At 69.5% G+C, this 17884-nt stretch carries 15 protein-coding genes; 6 read left to right on the top strand and 9 right to left on the bottom strand.

Annotated features, from left to right (window positions below; all coding sequences use genetic code 11):
* Window positions 1–11: 11 nt before the first annotated feature.
* On the bottom strand, window positions 12–395 hold the full coding sequence (locus KCH48_RS25320) for a VOC family protein (RefSeq protein WP_210577030.1): 384 nt from the start codon (window positions 393–395) through the stop codon (window positions 12–14).
* A 153-nt stretch (window positions 396–548) separates the two neighbouring features.
* A complete protein-coding gene (locus tag KCH48_RS25315; RefSeq protein ID WP_210577029.1) occupies window positions 549–1589 on the bottom strand; it encodes an NAD(P)-dependent alcohol dehydrogenase in 1041 nt (346 codons plus the stop codon).
* Between the two features lie 170 nt (window positions 1590–1759).
* Between KCH48_RS25315 and KCH48_RS25310 the strand changes: the two genes are divergently transcribed.
* Window positions 1760–2677 carry a helix-turn-helix domain-containing protein gene (locus tag KCH48_RS25310; protein WP_210577028.1) on the top strand — a complete coding sequence of 306 codons (918 nt, stop codon included), beginning with the start codon at window positions 1760–1762 and terminating at the stop codon, window positions 2675–2677.
* 51 nt (window positions 2678–2728) lie between these two features.
* Here KCH48_RS25310 and KCH48_RS25305 read toward each other — a convergent pair whose 3' ends face one another.
* Window positions 2729–3499: a group II truncated hemoglobin gene (locus tag KCH48_RS25305; RefSeq protein WP_210577027.1), complete on the bottom strand. Its 771-nt coding sequence runs from the start codon at window positions 3497–3499 to the stop codon at window positions 2729–2731.
* Between the two features lie 161 nt (window positions 3500–3660).
* On the opposite strand from KCH48_RS25305, the gene KCH48_RS25300 reads away from it, so the two are divergent.
* Both KCH48_RS25300 and KCH48_RS25295 read left to right on the top strand, forming a co-directional pair.
* Window positions 3661–5100 (top strand): ABC transporter permease, encoded by a 1440-nt coding sequence (locus KCH48_RS25300; protein WP_210577026.1) that lies wholly within the window; start codon window positions 3661–3663, stop codon window positions 5098–5100.
* Between the two features lie 339 nt (window positions 5101–5439).
* A complete protein-coding gene (locus tag KCH48_RS25295) occupies window positions 5440–6120 on the top strand; it encodes an ABC transporter ATP-binding protein (RefSeq protein ID WP_210577025.1) in 681 nt (226 codons plus the stop codon).
* A gap of 95 nt (window positions 6121–6215) precedes the next feature.
* Here KCH48_RS25295 and KCH48_RS25290 read toward each other — a convergent pair whose 3' ends face one another.
* Window positions 6216–6965 carry an SDR family NAD(P)-dependent oxidoreductase gene (locus KCH48_RS25290; RefSeq protein WP_210577024.1) on the bottom strand — a complete coding sequence of 250 codons (750 nt, stop codon included), beginning with the start codon at window positions 6963–6965 and terminating at the stop codon, window positions 6216–6218.
* A 225-nt stretch (window positions 6966–7190) separates the two neighbouring features.
* Here KCH48_RS25290 and KCH48_RS25285 point away from each other — a divergent pair, with 225 nt between their 5' ends.
* Entirely contained in the window at window positions 7191–10484 is a 3294-nt protein-coding gene (locus tag KCH48_RS25285) for a S8 family serine peptidase (RefSeq protein WP_210577023.1), read from the top strand.
* Between the two features lie 585 nt (window positions 10485–11069).
* Here the strand turns inward: KCH48_RS25285 and KCH48_RS25280 are convergent.
* On the bottom strand, window positions 11070–12332 hold the full coding sequence (locus tag KCH48_RS25280) for an Ig-like domain-containing protein (RefSeq protein ID WP_210577022.1): 1263 nt from the start codon (window positions 12330–12332) through the stop codon (window positions 11070–11072).
* A gap of 217 nt (window positions 12333–12549) precedes the next feature.
* The gene (locus KCH48_RS25275) at window positions 12550–12915 is read right to left on the bottom strand and encodes a hypothetical protein (protein WP_210577021.1); all 366 of its coding nucleotides are present in this window, start codon (window positions 12913–12915) and stop codon (window positions 12550–12552) included.
* 109 nt (window positions 12916–13024) lie between these two features.
* On the opposite strand from KCH48_RS25275, the gene KCH48_RS25270 reads away from it, so the two are divergent.
* Together KCH48_RS25270 and KCH48_RS25265 are read left to right on the top strand one after the other, a co-directional pair.
* Entirely contained in the window at window positions 13025–13330 is a 306-nt protein-coding gene (locus tag KCH48_RS25270; protein WP_307840942.1) for an LPXTG cell wall anchor domain-containing protein, read from the top strand.
* A gap of 41 nt (window positions 13331–13371) precedes the next feature.
* The gene (locus KCH48_RS25265) at window positions 13372–14160 is read left to right on the top strand and encodes a hypothetical protein (protein WP_210577020.1); all 789 of its coding nucleotides are present in this window, start codon (window positions 13372–13374) and stop codon (window positions 14158–14160) included.
* Between the two features lie 45 nt (window positions 14161–14205).
* Here the strand turns inward: KCH48_RS25265 and hutH are convergent, their stop codons facing one another.
* The 3 genes from hutH to KCH48_RS25250 all read right to left on the bottom strand — a co-directional run.
* Window positions 14206–15744, bottom strand: coding sequence for a histidine ammonia-lyase (hutH, locus tag KCH48_RS25260; protein WP_210577236.1), 1539 nt, complete (start codon window positions 15742–15744; stop codon window positions 14206–14208).
* Between the two features lie 103 nt (window positions 15745–15847).
* A complete protein-coding gene (locus KCH48_RS25255) occupies window positions 15848–16990 on the bottom strand; it encodes a GGDEF domain-containing protein (RefSeq protein ID WP_210577019.1) in 1143 nt (380 codons plus the stop codon).
* A gap of 490 nt (window positions 16991–17480) precedes the next feature.
* Window positions 17481–17884 (bottom strand): enoyl-CoA hydratase-related protein (locus KCH48_RS25250; protein ID WP_246885857.1); only part of this gene is annotated, 404 nt, incomplete at its 5' end.

Genomic DNA, 17884 nt, shown 5'->3' with positions numbered 1-17884 from the left:
CGCCGTACGCCTCAGCCCGCGCTCCCGTACGGCCGCGTGATGATCTCCAGGTTGTGGCCGTTGGGGTCGTCGAAGTAGGTGCCGCGGCCGCCGTCGTTGTGGTTGATCTCGCCGGGGCGGGTGTGGTGCGGGTCCGCCCAGTGGGTCAGGCCGGCGTTCTGGATGCGGGCGAAGATCGTGTCGAAGTCGTCCTCGGAGACCAGGAACGCGTAGTGCTGGGGTGTGATCTCGCCGGATGTGTCCATGTAGTCGAGCGTCACGCCGTTGGGGATCTCGACGGGGATGAACGGGCCGTACTGCGGGCCGACGTCCAGTCCCAGGATGTCGGCGAGGAACCGGGCCGAGGCCTTCTTGTCGTGTGCGGCGACGATGGTGTGGTTCAGCTCGACAGTCATCGTGGGGGCCTCCTCACGCAGCCTCAGACAGCGTCACGCAACCTCACCCTCAAGATACTCCGCGGTCACTTACGGTGGGGCCGAGTGCGTCCAAGGCCCCGGAGCCATGCGGCTCCGGGGCCCTCAGCCGGGCGGATGGACGTCGGACGGACGTCAGATGGTCGCCGTGTCGATCACGAACCGGTACCGGACGTCGCTCGCCAGCACCCGCTCGTACGCGTCGTTGATCTGGTCCGCGTCGATCAGCTCGATCTCGGCGCCGAAGCCGTGCTCGGCGCAGAAGTCCAGCATCTCCTGGGTCTCCTGGATGCCGCCGATGGCGGAGCCGGCGAGGGTCTTGCCGCCGCCGATCACCGAGAAGAGGTTGAGGGAGACGGGCTCCTCGGGTGCGCCGACGTTCACGAAGGCGCCTTCGGACTTCAGGAGGGACAGGTACGCGTCCAGGTTCAGCGGGGCCGAGACCGTCGACAGGATGACGTCGAAGGTGCCCTTCAGCTCCTCGAAGGTCTTCGGGTCACTGGTGGCGTAGTAGTGGTCGGCGCCCAGCTTCAGGCCGTCCTCCTGCTTACGCAGCGACTGGGACAGTACGGTCACCTCGGCACCGAGCGCGTGGGCGATCTTCACGCCCATGTGGCCGAGACCGCCGAAGCCGAGGACGGCGACCTTCTTGCCGGGGCCGACGTTCCAGCGCTTGAGCGGGGAGTACGTGGTGATGCCGGCGCACAGCAGCGGCGCGGCCTCGTCGAGCTGCAGCCCGTCGGGGATGCGGACGACGAAGTTCTCGTCGACGACGACCTTCTCCGAGTAGCCGCCGTAGGTGGGCTCGCCGTCCTTGCCGATGGCGTTGTACGTGCCGACGCTGCCGCCGGTGCAGTACTGCTCCTGACCGGCCTGGCAGCTGTCGCACTCACGGCAGGAGTCGACGAGGCAGCCGACGCCCACGCGGTCCCCGACGGCGTACTTGGTGACACCGGGGCCCACCTCGGAGACGATGCCGGCGATCTCGTGGCCGGGCACCATCGGGAAGATGGCCTCGCCCCAGCCCTCGCGGGCCTGATGGATGTCCGAGTGGCAGATACCGGCGAACTTGATGTCGATCAGCACATCGAATTCGCGGACCGCGCGCCGCTCGATCGTCGTGCGCTCGAGCGGAGCCTTGGCGCCGGGTGCGGCGTATGCAGCAACAGTGGTCATGCCGGGGTTCTCCTAGCGGGATACGTGCGCCCGGCTGCCTTCTGACCGGGCACGACGTCCAGCGTGCCGAACGCGGCGGTATTCACCCAGGCCACCGTCTTGTGTACGTTCACTGGTCCTACTACTGCTGGGGTCAGGCTCCGGTGCGTACGACCGTGAATACTTGAGGCATGGACGAACAGCTCGAACCCGTGCACGGGACCGCCGGCGGGGCCCTGGACCAGCGCGCCGAGCTCAGTGAGTTTCTGCGCACCCGGCGTGCCCGGCTGAAGCCGGAGGACGTCGGGCTGCCGGACTTCGGGCGGCACCGCCGGGTGCCGGGGTTGCGCCGCGAGGAGCTGGCGCAGCTGGCCGGGGTGTCCGTGGCGTACTACACGCGCCTGGAGCAGGGCAACGGGCGGAACGTGTCGGCGGAGGTGCTCGACGCGATCGCGCGGGCGCTGCGGCTGAGCGACGCCGAGCACGCGCATCTGACCCACCTGGCGAAGCCCAAGCAGAACAAGAAGAAGCAGACCGCGCGGACGGAGCAGGTGCGGCCCGCGCTGGCGCAGCTGCTGGACTCGATCGACGGGGTGCCCGCGTACATCACGGGCCGGCGTTCGGACATCCTCGCCTGGAACCGGATGGCGGCGGCGGTCTTCGGCGACTGGGCGGAGCTGCCGGTGCAGGAGCGGAACTGGGCGCGGCTGGTGTTCCTGCGGCCGGAGTACCGCGATCTGTTCATGGAGTGGGACCAGAAGGCGTTCGACATCGTCGCCTATCTGCGCATGGACGCGGGCTGCCACCCGGACGACCCGCGGCTGTCCGCGCTGGTCGGCGAACTCTCCGTCAAGAGCGAGGAGTTCCGGCGGCTGTGGGCCACCCATGACGTCAAGGAGAAGAGCTACGGCGTCAAGCGCCTGCGGCACCCCCTGGTCGGCGAGCTGACCTTGAACTTCGAGTCGTTCCGCCTCATCGACGGCACGGAGCAGACCCTGATCACGTACCACGCGGAGCCGGGTTCACCGTCGGCGGAGGCGCTGCGGCTGCTGGCCAGCTGGGGAGCCGACGCGACGAAGGCCGGTACGGGCAGGCCGGCGACCGGCTGACCGCTCACCCTGATACGACTCAGCCCTGATACGGCTCACCCCTGATACGGCTCACCCCTGATACGGCGGCGCCGCTCCCCAGGTCCACCTCGGCACCGGCTGTTCGGCGGGCGGCTTGGCGTCCGGGCCGGAGAAATAGACGGCCAAGCGCGTCCCCCACTCCACATACGCCAGGAACGCCGAGCGGAACTCGGCGTCCGTCGGCAGGCCCGCCTCGTCCGCGGCGTCCTGGATGAGGTTCACCCAGCGGCGGCGCTGGGGCTCGGTGATGTTGCGGCCGAGGTGCTTGGCGACCATGTGGCCGTGGCCGCCCTGGGTCTCGGAGTAGGCGGGCGGGCCGCCGAAGACCTCACCGAGCCAGAGGGCGACGTGCTCGGCGTGCTCGGGCGCGAGACCGGCGAAGACCGGGGCGAGGAGGTCGTCCCCCAGGACCTTGTCGTAGAAGACCTCGGTCAGCCGGGCGAAGGCCTCCGTGCCGCCCGCCCAGGCGTACAGCGTGGGAACGGCCGCGCCCGTGCCGCGTACCGTCGTCGGCTTGTAGTGGCGCATCTCCTCGATGCTGCCGGTGTACGGGCGGATCTCGGCGAGGAAGTCGGCGAACAGCTCCGACTTCCGGAAGCCTTCCAGATGGTCCTCGGTCGAGGTCCAGGTGATGCGCAGGACGAAGTGCTCGAAATCCTCCTCGCAGCGCGCGAGCTCGTAGTCGACGCACTGCGGGGCCGCCGCCAGCTGGGCCGCGGCTCGGGTGTAGGCGGCGAGGAACTCCGCCGACTGCTGCTCGGGGATGCGGTACCGGATGTATTCGACGCTGTGTGCGCTCATGGAACCCACACAAGCACGCCGGTACGGCGGACGCCGCTCCTCCGGCGGGGCGTCGGCTCAGCGCTCAGCGAAAGCCGGTTCCTGGGTCACGTACAGCCTTCTCATGCATCTCTTATCCCGGGCTTATCCCTTCATCACGGTGCGTACCTAGCTTGCGGCACATGTTCTTCACCTACCTGAGGCGCGAGCTGCGCCGCCGCAGAAAGGCGGCCCTCGTCGTCGCCTCCGGCCTCGCGCTGGGTATCGCGCTGGTCATCGTGGTCAACTCCGTGTCGTCCGGCATGGGGAAGGCGCAGGACAAGGTCCTCGAGTCGCTGTACGGGCTCGGCACGGACATGACCGTCACCAAGGCGGCCCCGGCATCATCGGATGGTTCACCACAGCGTCCTCGCTTCCGGTTCGACGCGCAGAACGGCGAGGAGGAGCAGAGCAGCGACCGCGTCCTGGTGCAGGGCTTCGAGACCCTGGCCGACTCCACCATCGCCAAGGTGGGCGACCAGGAGGGCGTCTCCGACGCGGTCGGCGGCCTCAGCCTCCAGGTCCTCAAGGTGAACGGCAACTTCACCCCCGGCCAGTTCCAGCAGGGCGACGGCGGTGGTCGCGGCGACGACGGTGGCGGCAGCCAGCCGCCGGGCGGCGAAGTGCGCGGCGGTGGCGCCGACTTCGACGTCGACAGCTACTCGGTCTACGGCACGGACGTCACCGAGCCTGCGCTCGGTCCGCTGACCTCCTCGAAGATCACCAGCGGTCGTACGTTCACGTCGTCGGAGACCAACGCGAAGGTCGTCATCGCCGACTCCGCCTACGCCAAGGAGAAGTCGCTGAAGACCGGCTCCACGGTCACCATCAAGGGCACCAAGTTCAAGGTCATCGGCATCGCCACGGCCGACAGCGGTGACGCGGCGGCCAACCTCTACATCCCGCTGAAGCAGGCCCAGACCCTCAGCGACTCCAAGAACAAGGTCACCACGATCTACGTCCAGGCCACCGACTCCCAGCAGATCGACTCCGTCAAGTCCGAGATCCAGAAGAACATTTCCGGTACGACGGTGACGACCTCCGCGGATCTCGCGGACACGGTGTCCGGCTCCCTGTCCACCGCGTCGGACCTCGCGGCCAGCGTCGGCAAGTGGCTGTCGATCGTGGTGCTGGTGGCGGCGTTCCTGGTCGCCGGGCTGCTCACGTCGTCGGCCGTGTCCCGGCGCGTGCGGGAGTTCGGCACGCTCAAGGCGCTGGGGTGGAAGTCGGGGCGGGTGACCCGGCAGGTCGTCGGCGAGGCGATGGTCAACGGGCTGCTGGGCGGGGCGCTCGGGATCGCGCTGGGCTTGGCGGGGGCGTATGTGGTGACGGCCATCAGCCCCACGTTGCAGGCGCAGTTGGGCGGGGGCGATGGTGGCGGTGGCGGTGGCGTTATGGGCGGCGGCCCGGCGCGGCAGGCATCGTCCACGACGCTCGACGTCGCACTGACCGCGCCCGTCAGTCTTACGACCGTTGCCCTCGCGGTTGCCCTTGCGGTGACCGGCGGTCTGATCGCCGGAGCGTTCGGCGGCTGGCGAGCGTCCCGCCTCCGCCCGGCAGACGCACTGCGCCGCGTCGAGTAGCCGACGCCGGTTGCGGCTGAGGCGGGGCGGGTCGCGCAGCCCGGCGCTGACGGGGTGCCGCCTGCGCCCACCCGTGCCGCCCCAGGCGGCACGCATGCCCGCAGCTTGGCGGGAGGTGCTGCCGCCTGCTGGGTGGGCGCCGCCCCAGGCGACACGACTTCCCGCAGCTTGGCGGGAGGGCTGGGGCGGACGACCGCGGGACCAGCTCTCTCCCCGCAGCTGAGCAGGCGGGACTGCAACCCGCTAAGGGGCGCGGGGAACTGCGCGACCAGCCCCCACCCACCCGCAGCCGACAACCATCCGCACCACCCCGAACCCCACCCACCCAGGAGCCACCCCATGTACGAACTCAGAGGCGTCACCAAGCGCTACACCCGAGGCAAGGAATCCATCAACGCCCTCGACGCCGTGGACCTCACCATCCCCGACGGCGACCGTCTCGTCATCCAGGGCCCCACCGGCGGCGGCAAGTCCACCCTCCTCCAGATGCTCGGCGCCCTCGACCGGCCCACCGCAGGTGAAGTCGTCCTGGACGGCACGGACTTGACCAAACTCCCCGAGACCCGCCTCACAAAGGTCCGCAGCGAGAACATCGGCTTCGTCTTCCAGGCGTTCAACCTGATCCCCACCCTCACCGCACAGGAGAACGTCGAGACCGCCCTCGTCCCCCTCGGCGTGAAGGCGAACGAGCGGCGCGACCTCGCGGCGGACGCGCTGAAGTCCGTCGGCCTCGGCGAACGCCTCACGCATCTGCCCGGCGAGATGTCCGGCGGCCAGCAGCAACGCGTGGCGATCGCAAGGGCGCTGGTGAAGCAACCGAAGGTCCTGCTCGCCGACGAACCCACCGGCAACCTCGACGAGTCGATGCGCGACGAGATCATGGACGTACTCGAATCCATGTGGAAGGAGCTCGGGCTCACCTTCATCATGGTCACCCACGACTCCGCGATCGCGAAGAAGGCCCCCCGCCTGGCCACCATCAAGAAGGGCCGCATCACGGTCAAGGAGAACGCGCTCTAGCGCACCGAGCACCGCGCACCGCGCACGGACGACCGAGTGTGACCGCCGTTTCCCGCAGGGCGGGACCCGGCGGTCCGCTCACGGCGTCGGCGCCCTCAATCCACCATCGCCCCGCAGGAGATGTTCACGTCCGTCGACGTCAGCGTCCGTGCCTTGTCCGACGCCACGAACGCCGCCACGTCCCCGACGTCCCTCAACGTCGCCGCACGCCCGAGCAGCGTGTCCCGCTCGATGGAGGCGATGATCTCCTGCGCGCCGTCGAACTCCGTCGGCAGCGTCTCCGGCACGCCGCCCGTCTTGAGGGTGACGACGCGAATGCCGTGCGGACCGAGTTCGACGGCCCACTGCCTCCGCAGCCCTTCGAGCGCGTCGAGGGCGATCTTGAAGCCGCCCAGCCCGGGCAGGGTCTGCGGACCGCCGCCGCCGAAGGCGAGGATCACGCCCGACCCGCGCCGGGTCATATGGCGTGCCGCGGCCCTGGTGGTGAGGAACTGGCTGCGCATCGCGTTGGTGATCGGCTGGAGGAAGTCACCGACGGTGATCTCGGTCAGCGGCTGCTGTACGTCGCCGTAGCCGATGACGTTGAACGAGATGTCGATCCGCCCCTCGCGCGCGGCGACGCCGTCGACGTACGTGTCCACCGCCCGCTCGTCGAGCGCGTCGACGACGGCCGGCTCCGCCACGCCGTTCTCCGCGCGGATCTCGTCGGCCAGTTCGTCGAGCTTCTTCGCGGTGCGTCCGGCGAGATGGACCCGCGCGCCCTCGCGGGCGAAGGCGCGCGCCACCGCGCCTCCGATCGGCCCCCCGGCCCCGTACACGACGGCCACCTTGTTCTCCAGCAGCATGTCCCGTTCCCCTTTCCCTGGGTGTGTCTTTCCTCGGGTACGTCGAGACAGGCGGCCGGAATTCGACACAACTATTGAGACTCTTGAGATCTCTATTGAGGGCCTGATCACTCCCCGGCATACTTCGTCATCCGGGGGAGCGCGCACATGCGTGCGAGATGAACCCCCGCCGGGTGAAGGGGAATTCGCCCGGTACCTCAGGTAGGGGGAAGTTTGCGCAGACAAGTGAAAAGAGCAGGCGCGTCCGCTGTCGCCACAGCGGCCGCCGTCGCCCTCGCCGCGGGCATGACCAGCCCGGCGTCGGCGGAACCGGAGCAGAGCGGGGCCACCGGCTCCGCGAAGCTCGCCGCGCCCCACCGCATCACCCTCATCACGGGTGACCGGGTCGCCGTGGACGCGAAGGGCCAAGTGGTGGGCCTGGAGCGGGCGGAGGGGCGCAAGCACATACCCGTGCAGGTCCGTGAATCCGACGGGCACACCCTCGTCATACCCGCCGACGCGGCCCGTCTGGTCACCGCCGGCAAGCTCGACCAGCGGCTGTTCGACATCACCGAGCTGAACAAGACCGCGACCCGTTCGTCCCAGAAGAACGGCCTGAAGGTCATCGTCGGCTACAAGGGCGCCGCCACCGCCGCCAAGTCCGACGTACGGGACGCGGGCACGCTCCGCAGGACCCTGACCTCCCTGAACGCGGACGCCGTACAGACGCCGCAGAAGGACATGCCGGAGCTGTGGGACGCCGTCACCAACGGCGACAAGACGGCCTCCGGCATCACGCACGTCTGGCTCGACGGGGTCCGCAAGGCCAGCCTCGACAAGTCCGTGCCGCAGATCGGCGCCCCCAAGGCATGGGCGGCCGGCTACGACGGCAAGGGCGTCAAGATCGCCGTCCTGGACACCGGCGTGGACGCCACCCACGTCGACCTGAAGAACCAGGTCGTGGAGTCCAAGAACTTCACCACGGCCGCCGACGCACACGACCGCTACGGCCACGGCACGCACGTCGCGTCCATCGCGGCGGGCACCGGCGCCAAGTCGGGCGGCAAGTACAAGGGCGTCGCTCCGGGCGCCAAGATCCTCAACGGCAAGGTCCTCGACGACACCGGCTTCGGTGACGACTCCGGCATCCTCGCCGGCATGGAGTGGGCGGCCGCACAGGGCGCCGACGTCATCAACATGAGCCTGGGCGGCGGCGACACCCCGGAGATCGACCCGCTGGAGGCGGCGGTCAACAAGATCTCCGCCGAGACGGGCACGCTCTTCGCCATCGCGGCGGGCAACTCCGGCCCGGAGACGGTCGGTTCGCCCGGCTCCGCGGACGCCGCCCTCACCGTCGGCGCCGTCGACGACAAGGACGTCCTCGCCCCGTTCTCCAGCACCGGCCCGCGCATCGGGGACGGCGCCATCAAGCCGGACGTCACCGCACCGGGCGTGGACACCACGGCCGCCTCGGCCAAGGGCAGCATCATCGAGCAGGAAGTCGGCGAGAACCCGGCCGGCTACCTGACCATCTCCGGTACGTCGATGGCGACCCCGCATGTCGCGGGCGCGGCGGCGATCCTGAAGCAGCAGCACCCGGACTGGAACTACGCCGAGCTCAAGGGCGCGCTGACCGGTTCCACCAAGGGCGGCAAGTACACGCCGTTCCAGCAGGGTTCCGGCCGCATCCAGGTCGACAAGGCCATCAAGCAGACCGTGATCGCCGACCCGGTGTCGGTGAGCTTCGGTACGCAGCAGTGGCCGCACACCGACGACACGCCGGTCACCAAGAAGCTGACGTACCGCAACCTCGGTACGGCGGCCGTCACGCTCAAGCTGACCTCCACGGCGACCAACCCGAAGGGGCAGGCCGCTCCGGCCGGCTTCTTCAAGCTGGGCGCCACCACGGTGACCGTCCCGGCGGGCGGCACGGCGAGCGTCGACATGACCGTCAACACCAAGCTGGGCGGCACCGTCGACGGTGCGTACTCGGCGTACGTGACGGCGACGGGCGGCGGCCAGAGCGTCCGTACGGCGGCGGCGGTGCAGCGTGAGGTCGAGTCGTACGACCTCAAGGTCAAGCACATCGGCAAGGACGGGCAGCCGTCCGACTACAGCACCGTGCTGCTCGGCTACTCGGGCCTGGGCGAGAACCGCCTCTACGAGGTCCCGGCGGCCGAGTCCGGCACGACCACGATGCGCGTGGCCAAGGGCACGTACCTGCTGGACGCCTGGATCGCCGAGGACTTCGCGAACTTCGAGGGCGGCCTCGACTGGCTGGTCCAGCCGAGGCTGACCGTCACCAAGAACACCTCGGTGACGATCGACGCCCGTAAGACCAAGGCGGCCGACATCACGGTGCCGGACGCCGCGGCGAAGCAGACGTTCGGCATGATCGGCTACTTCTACGACCCGGCGGGCATCGGCATCGGCGTCGGCCTCGACTCCTTCGCCAACGTGCGCATGGCGCCGCTCGGCGGGGAGACCAACGGTCTCACGCAGACCTGGAACGGCCAGTGGACCAAGGGCGACGACACCGAGTACGACGTCGCCACCAGCGCCAAGGTCAAGAAGATCCAGGGCGACAAGGTCCGCCACTTCAAGGCGGGCGAACTCGCCAAGGTGAAGAACGACATCGGTGCCGCCACCTCCGGAAAGACCGGCGGCATCATCACGGTCGGCGCCTTCCCCGAGGACGTCGTCATCGGCAGCCCGGTCGAGCAGAAGCTGCCCGGCACGCGGACGCTGTACCTGTCGACGTCCGACAAGATCGAGTGGACGTACGACGTCGAGCAGTACGGCGGCACGGACGCGGACGGCTTCCCGATCCTGGAGGCGTCCTACACGCTCGGCGACTTCCTCAAGTTCGAGGGTGGCAAGACCTACAAGAAGACCTTCAACCGGGCGGTCTTCGGCCCGCATCTGAACTCCCAGTTCGGGCTGTTCCGCGAGGGCAACCAGATCTACGGGTACCTGCCGCTGTTCGCGGACAGTGTGGGACACGCGGGCTCGTCGCTGTTCACCTCGGTGAACACCTCGCTCTACCGCAACGGCACCAAGGTCGGCACCATTGACGACCCGCTGTTCGGCGGCAAGGCGTTCAAGGTCCCGTCAGGCGACGCCGAGTACAAGCTGACGACGTCGGTCAAGCGGAGCGTCAAGGTCGCGGCCGCGTCCACGCGGATCGACGCGAGCTGGACCTTCCGCTCCAAGAAGCCGTCCACCGACCTCGCCAAGCTCCCGGCGTCCACGGTCCGCTTCGCCGCGGCCACGGGCCCGGACAGCCGCGTCGAGGCCGACAAGACGGTCAAGATCCCGGTCACCGTCCAGGGCGCGGCCAAGGGCAGCAACCTCAAGTCCCTGACGGTGTACGTGTCGTACGACTACGGCCAGACCTGGAAGAAGGTCACGGTCTCGGGCGGCAAGATCACCGTGAAGAACCCGGCGAAGGGGAAGGCCATCTCCTTCCACGCCAAGATCACCGACAAGAAGAACAACAAGTCGACGATCTCGATCTACAACGCGTACTACGCCAAGTGATCAGCTGAGATCGGACAACGCATGATCGGGCCCTTCGAGAGTCAATCTCGAAGGGCCCGAATCATCGCGGCACCCAAGTCGAACTGATCGCCGACTGGCCGAGTCGGGGTTGCGGCGGGGGGCCGGGGTGTACTTTCCTAGACGTACGAAGCCCCCATCACGGCCGGATACCGCGACAGGGGCTTCAGCTCGACAGGAGCATTCAGGGAGGCCCCTAGCTGAGTAAGGGGTCTCCCACTATCTGGCGAGCCACCAGAGCCAACCACCTCCTCACATGTTTGGCCCACTGCTCCGGCAGTAGCCGGGTGAGCCGACACATGAGAGTCGGTTTCGGCTTGGCGTGACGTCCCACAGGGTGCGCCTCCCTTTCCATAGGGAGGCGGCCTTTTTCATTACCCGGAACCGCCTCGCTTCGGGCCGGGCCCCGAGGAGAGGGGCCCGGAACAAGGGAGGCGCACCCGAGGCGCGTCACATGCCGGATATTACCGGCAACTCCCTTACGTGAAGCGAAACTTGAGGGCGGTCACCCGATCGGGTGACCGCCCTCAGTCGACTGTCGTCAGCGCGTCAGCGCATGGGCCGGCGTCAGAGCGCCGAACCCGCCTTCCACTGTGCCCAGTCCATGTTCCAGCCGTTGAGGCCGTTGTCCGGGGCGATGGTCTTGTCGCCGGTGTTCTGGACGACGACGACGTCGCCGACGATCGAGTTGTTGTAGAACCAGTAGCCCGCCGTGCCCTTGTCGTTGGCGCCCTTGGTGTCGTTCAGGCCGACGCAGCCGTGGCTGGTGTTGGTGTTGCCGAAGACCGAGTCCGCGCCCCAGTAGTTGCCGTGGATGAAGGTGCCGGAGCTGGACAGGCGCATGGCGTGGGGGACGTCCTTGATGTCGTACTCGCCCTTGCCGTCGTCGTCGGTGAAGCCGACCGTCGCGCCGTTCATCCGAGTCTCCTTGAACTTCTCGGAGATCACCATCTGGCCCTCGTACGTCTTGTTCTCGGGCGAACCGGCGGAGATCGGGATGGTCTTGATCGTCTTGCCGTCCTGTGTGACCTTCATCTGCTTGGAGTTGGCGTCGACGTAGGAGACCTGGTTGCGGCCGATCTTGAAGGTGACCGTCTTCTGCTGGACGCCGTAGACACCCTCGGAGCCCTGGACGCCGTCGAGCGCGAGCTTCAGCGTGACGGTGGAGCCGCCCTTCCAGTACTCGTCCGGCCGGCAGTCCATGCGGGTCTCGTTGAACCAGTGGCAGACGACTTCCTGGCCGCTGCTGGAAGTGACGGTGACGCCCTTCTGGACGTCCGCCTTGTTGGTGATCGCCTTGTCGAAGTTGATCGACACCGGCATGCCCACACCGACCGTGGAGCCGTCCTCCGGCGTGAAGTAGCCGAGGAAGCTGTTGTCCGGGGAGACCGTGGAGAACGAGGCGTTCTCGTGGGCGACGCGGCCTTCGGAGTCCTTGGCCTCCGCCGTCACCTTGTAGGTGGTGGACCGCTCCAGCTGGACGCTGGGCTTCCAGCTGGTCTTGTCGGCGGATATCTCGCCCTCGACGGCGGCGCCGGCCTCCGTGGTCATCTTCACCTCGGTGAGCGTGCCCTTGCTCACGGTGACGGCGGTGCCCTTGTTGATGGAGGCGTTGTCCGAGCCGTCCTTCGGCGTGATCTTGATCTGGGCCTCGGAGGTCTTCTTGGCCGCCGCCTCGTCGACCTTCGCCTGCGAGGTGTCGTTGCCCCCGCCGGAGGCGTCGTCACCGCCGCCGGAACAGGCCGAGAGCACCAGGACACCGCCGAGCAGTGCGGACGCGGCCATCAGACCCTTGCGCCGCTTACTGTCCGTCATCACACGCTTCTCCATCGTCGCCGAATCCCCAAAACCCCGAATGTCCCCGTTGACAAGCATCCGTAAGAAACTTCAACGCTCAGACCGGTGCCTCCCGTTCCACATCCGTCGGATGTGTGGGGCACACCACGTTCGCGGGGCGAGTGGTGCTCATGTCGGTCAGTGCGCCCCCTGAGACGACGAAACCCCGGGCGGTGGTTGCCGCCCAGGGTCATCAATTTCCCAAGCAGCGTCAGCCGACCGCCTTCTCGGCGTCTTCCTCGTCGCCGTCGCCGTCGCCGTCGTCGCCATCATCCTCGTCGAGGTCCCACTCCGGCGACTCCGGGTCGTATTCGATCTGCTCACTGCTCCAGGAGGCCTGCTGGAGCTCGATTCCCGGCACCTCGCTGACCAGGTCGAACGGGTCCACGAGATACGCGAGGGCCTCCGCCGTGTCTTCCGTCACAGCGCTCTGTGCGTGTACCCGTTCCTGCTGCGGCATATCACCGTCTTCCGCGATGCGCTGAAGTGCCGCTTTCGTGAGGTCGCCGGCATCGTCGACCTCGATCACCAGCTCCACGCGAAGCCGGACAAAACGTGATGTCTCTGCAGTGCTCATGCCCGGAGCGTACGACCCACAGCCCCCGTGACTTTCCCGTGACCCGCCACCTTCACTAACATCGCCTCACACGGCCAATTCGCCAGCGCCACAAGGGGATCGATATTCCGTGTCATCCGCTCGCCGTCCGTTGCTGACCGCCGCCGCCGCGGGCACCCTGCTGGGTGCCCTGTGGTTCGTCCCGTCCGCCAACGCGACGATGGAAAGCCCGGCCAGAACGGAGCCTTCGGCGACCCCGACCTCGCAGGTCACCACGCAGGCCCGGGTCACCACGGAGACTTCCGCCGAGGGCACCCAACTCGCCGACACCGGAAGCTTCGACACGACGCCGTACGTCGTCGGCGGGACGTTCTTCCTCGCCCTCGGTGCCGGGTTCGTGGTGTATTCGGTACGGCGTGAGCGACTGGGTTTTTAACCCGCTTGACGTGTCTTTGACTTGGGCCGCATAGTCCGCCCATGAAGAGATCATCGGGCGCGCGCACAGCCGCCGCGGTCGCCGTGAGCACGCTGTCGCTCGCCCTTGTCACCGGTTGTTCCACCGAGGAGTCGGGCGGCTCCAAGTCGCTCGGCTCCGAGTCCGCCGCGCCGGCCCAGGCCGCGAAGGCGCGCAGCGCGGGCGAGTTGGAGAAGCTGCTGCTCGCCGAGGGCGAGGTCAAGGGCTACAAGGTCGCCTCCGGCGACGACACCCTGCCGAAGTCCAAGAGCGTCGTGAAGACCGACAAGGCGGAGTGCGGGCCGCTGGCCTGGGCCATGTCCGGTCTTGCGCCGGGCGACACGGACGCGAGCGCGAGCAACACCGTCACCGCCGAGCCGGCATCGGACGGCACCTCCAAGTCCCCCGAGGACGTCACCGAGGCCGACATCGAGAACGCCTTCAAGCTCAACATGACCTTCGTGGGCCTCTCCTCGTACGAGGGCGACGGCGCCGCACAGGCGGTCAAGGCCGTCTCCGACGGCATCGCGGCCTGCTCCGGCGGGTTCACCATCAGCGCCCAGGGCGAGAACCAGAAGATCACCAAGGTCGCTTCGCTGCAGGCCTCCGCCAAGGGCGCCGACGAGTCCGTCGCGTTCTCCGTGGACTCCGACATGGACGGCGAGGGCACGGCCACCTTCAACACGCGGGTGGTGCGCGTCGGCGGCACCGTCTCGACGTACTACACGGTGGACTTCGCGCAGCTGGGCACCGGCAAGGCGGCCGAGGTCCCGTCGGCCGTGGTCGACGCGCAGGCGGCCAAGCTCAAGTGACCGCCGGGGCCCTGCCGGTCGTACGGCAGGGCCCCCTCAACCGTCCTACTGGAGCGGCCCGGTGACGGCCTCCACCGCCGCCAGCAGCCGCCCGTCCCGCACGAACGCGTCCGCCGCCGCGAGGTCGGGCGCCAGGAACCGGTCAGGACCAGGACCCGCCACACCCGCCGCCCGTGCGGCCTCGATGACGGCCCGTGACGCGGGCGCCGGGTTCAGCCCCTCGCGCAACTCGACGGCGCGCGTGGCGGCGTACAGCTCGATGGCGACGACCCGGGTGAGGTTGTCGACGGCCGTACGCAGCTTGCGAGCCGCCGACCAGCCCATGGAGACATGGTCCTCCTGCATCGCGGAGGACGGAATCGAGTCCGCCGACGCTGGTACGGCCAGCCGCTTCATCTCGCTCACCAGCGCGGCCTGCGTGTACTGAGCGATCATCAGCCCGCTGTCCACCCCCGGGTCGTCCGCGAGGAACGGCGGCAGCCCGTGGCTGCGGTTCTTGTCGAGCAGCCGGTCGGTACGGCGCTCGGCGATCGACGCGAGGTCGGCGGCGGCGATGGCGAGGAAGTCGAGGACGTAGCCCACGGGCGCGCCATGGAAGTTGCCGTTGGACTCGACGCGTCCGTCGGGCAGTACGACGGGATTGTCGACGGCGGAGGCGAGTTCGCGTTCGGCGACCAGCCGGGCGTGGGCCATGGTGTCGCGTCCGGCGCCGGCGACCTGCGGAGCGCACCGTACGGAATACGCGTCCTGGACGCGGGGTGCGTCGTCCTGGTGATGCCCGGTCAGGCCCGAACCCTTGAGCACGGCCAGCATGTTGGCGGCGGAGGCGCTCTGGCCCGGGTGCGGGCGGATGGCGTGCAGCTCGGGCGCGAGGACCTTGTCCGTCCCGAGGAGGGCTTCGAGGCTGAGGGCGGCGGTGACGTCGGCGGACTTGTAGAGGGTGTCGAGGTCGGCGAGGGCCATCACCAGCATGCCGAGCATGCCGTCGGTGCCGTTGAGGAGGGCGAGGCCTTCCTTCTCACGGAGTTCGACGGGCCGGATCCCGTGCTCGGCGAGAAGCTCGCCGGCGGGCTTCAGGGTCCCGTCCGGGCCCTCCGCGTCCCCCTCACCCATCAGCGTCAGGGCGCAGTGGGACAGGGGGGCCAGGTCGCCGGAGCAGCCGAGGGAGCCGTACTCGTGCACGACGGGGGTGATGCCGGCGTTGAGCAGGTCGGCCATGGTCTGCGCGACCTCGGGCCGGACACCGGTGTGCCCCGAGCACAGGGTCTTCAATCGCAGGAACATCAGGCCTCGTACGACCTCCCGCTCCACCCTCGCCCCCATCCCGGCGGCGTGCGAGCGGACGATGTTGCGCTGCAGCTGGGCCCGCATCTCCTGGCTGATGTGCCGGGTCGCGAGGGCGCCGAAGCCGGTGCTCACGCCGTAGACGGGGTCGGGCTTGGCGGCCAGCGCCTCCACGATCTCGCGAGCCGCGGCAAGCGCGGCCACGGCCTCCGCGGAGAGCTCGACCCGGGCGCCGTCGCGCGCCACGGCGAGAACGTCGGACGCGGTCACCCCGGACGTCCCCACCACCACAGTGTGCATATCCATATTCAGGAGAGTAGTGAGTGAATTCGAAGATGTCACGAGTGGGTACGGCTTTCACCCCTTACCGATTTGGTCACACCGTCCCGCCGCCACGCGGACGTCAGCGCCGCCCCCGGAACCGGCGCCGCTCGGCACCGGTGTCGCGGGAGGGTTCGTCGGCGAGCCGTACGACGGGATCGTCCGGCCCCTCGCGACCGGCGACAACCGGCTTGGTGGCCCGTACGGCCTTGGCGCGGTACTGGGCGGCGTCCGCAAGCCGGAACAGCCGCCGGGCGGAGCGAACGGGCCCGATCGGATCCCCCGTCGACGCGACCCCGCAGGCGACCCCCTCACCCAGCTCCAACTCGGCGGCCCGGCGGCAGAGTTCGTCGGCGGCCCGGACGACGTCGTCGGCGGGCGGCCCGACGGCGAGCAGACAGAACTCGTCACCGCCGAGGCGGGCGGCGAGCGTGCCGGGCAGCATGGCCCCGCACAGGGACAACACCGACCCGAACCGCTCGAGCAGCCGGTCCCCGACGGCATGCCCGCGGGTGTCGTTGACCCGCTTGAGCCCATTGAGATCACAGACGACCAGACTGACGACGACCCCGTGAGCGCGATGCCGCTCGACGGCCTCCTCCAGCCGTACGTCGACGGCACGGCGGTTGGCGAGTCCGGTGAGCGCGTCGGTGTACGCCAGCCTCCTCGCCTCCTCCAGCCGCTCGGCCTGGGCGATCCCGGCGGCGACGACGGCGGCGAGGACAGTGGCGAAGTCGGCGTCGGCCCGGTCGAACACGGGCTCCCCGACGGCCCGGGCGACATACAGCTCGCCCCAGGCACGCCCGTGCAGCACGATCGGGGCGACGACACAGCAGCCGCGGCCACGGCGGCGCAGGGCGGCAACGCGCTGATGGACATAACCGGGCCGCCCTGTAGTAGGCCCATCAGCGGTCTCGACCCACGCGTCGGGCTCACCACCCCCGGCCCACCGCTCGTGGAGAAACTCGGTGATCTCGGGAAACTGATGCACCGGATAGGCCTCATCCTCAGGGAACTCCACCTCCCCGGCGGCCCGCTCCCCCACATTCACCAGCACCCTCAGCCGCCCCCGATCCCGCTCCCACACCGACAGCGCCGCGAAACTCCCCCCCAAGGCCCGACACGCCCCACCGGCCGCCGCCCGCCACGCATCCCGCGACCCATGCGCAGCCGCCATACCCTGCGCCAACGCCACGACCGCCGCGAGCCGGATGTCCTCACCCATCACTCCAGGCTAGGGAGGAACTGGGCGAACCGGGACATTGATGCGGCGAACAGGTGGGCACGGGGTCCCTGCGGGGGCGGGGCGGCCACAGCCCGCCGGCGTGCGACGGCGCAGCCCTGCCGGGGCGCCGAGACACAGCCCTCCCGGGTCCGGGGGCGGAGCCCCGGTGGGGTCCGGGGGCGCAGCCCCGGTGGGGTGCGCGGGCGAAGGCCCGCACGGGTCCAGGGGCGAAGGCCCGGTGGGGTGCAGGGGCGCAGCCCCGGTGGGGTGCGCGGGCGCAGCCCCGGTGGGGTGCGCGGGCGAAGGCCCGCACGGGTCCGGGGCGCAGCCCCGGTGGGGTGCAGGGGCGGAGCCCCGGTGGGGTGCAGGGGCGGAGCCCCGCGGGGTGCAGGGGCGGAGCCCCGCGGGGGGTTCAGGGGGCGGAGCCCCCTGGCGGGGTCGAAGGGGCGGAGCCCCTGGGGATGGGATGGGTAGGGGCGGCGGGGGCGAGTTACTCGCCCGGCCACTCAGGGCGGCGCTTCTCGTTGAACGCTGCTACCCCCTCCGCCCGGTCCCCCGAGAACGCCACAGCCCGCCACGCCGAGTCCTCGACCTCCAGGCCGGCCCGGAGGTCCAGTCCGAACCCCACTCGCAACGCCCGTTTGGCCGCCCGGAGCCCCACGGGGGAGTTCGCCGCGATCCGGGACGCCAATGCCAGCGCTTCCCCCCGGTCCCGCCCCGCCTCCACCAGCTGATCCACGAGCCCCAGCTCCCGCGCCTCGACCGCCTCGACCCGTCGCGCGGAGAAGATCAGCTCGGCCGCCCGCGCCGCCCCCACCCGCCGCGGCAGCAACTGGGTCCCCCCGCCCCCCCCCCGCCCCCCCCCCCCCCCCCCCTCCCCCCACCCCCCCCCCC

The organism is Streptomyces sp. GESEQ-4 (assembly GCF_017948455.1).
GTDB lineage: Bacteria > Actinomycetota > Actinomycetes > Streptomycetales > Streptomycetaceae > Streptomyces.
This window is presented reverse-complemented; position numbering and strand designations above follow the sequence as displayed.